This window comes from Streptomyces sp. A18, assembly GCF_059026065.1.
In genome coordinates, this window is record NZ_JBWLKL010000157.1 from 1 (window position 1) to 465 (window position 465).

General features: G+C 64.1%; 1 protein-coding gene. It reads right to left on the reverse strand.

Annotation, left to right across the window (positions count from 1 at the left end; translation table 11 throughout):
* Positions 1 to 465: 2-oxoacid:acceptor oxidoreductase family protein (locus tag AC5P1C_RS43950; protein WP_493871609.1), on the reverse strand; the 465-nt coding region annotated here is incomplete at both ends.

Here is a 465-nt window from a genome sequence, read left to right on the forward strand (position 1 = left end):
CTTCGACAGCTCGTGCAGGATGTCGGAGGCCGGAGTGATCGGATACGAACCCAGATACAACGGCAGATCCGCCTGCCTGGCCGCCGCGATCAACCCATAGGACAGCGCCAGGTTCCCCGAGATGTTGCGGTAGGTACCGGCCGGGAACGCCGTCGCCGCCGGAGCGACCTCATAGGAGACCGCGAAGTCCTCCGTCGTCTCACCGAAGTTCCAGCCCGCCCTGAAGGCAGTGACGTTGGCCTCGGCGATGTCCGGCTTCTTCTCGAACTTCGTCCGCAGGAACTTCTCCGTGCCCTCGGTCGGCCGGTGATACATCCACGACAGCAACCCCAGCGCGAACATGTTCTTGCAACGGTCCGCGTCCTTGCGCGACAGGTCTAACTCCTTGAGCGCCTCGACCGTCAGCGTCGTCAGCGGCACCGGATGCACGCTGTAACCATCCAGCGAACCGTCCTCCAGCGGCGA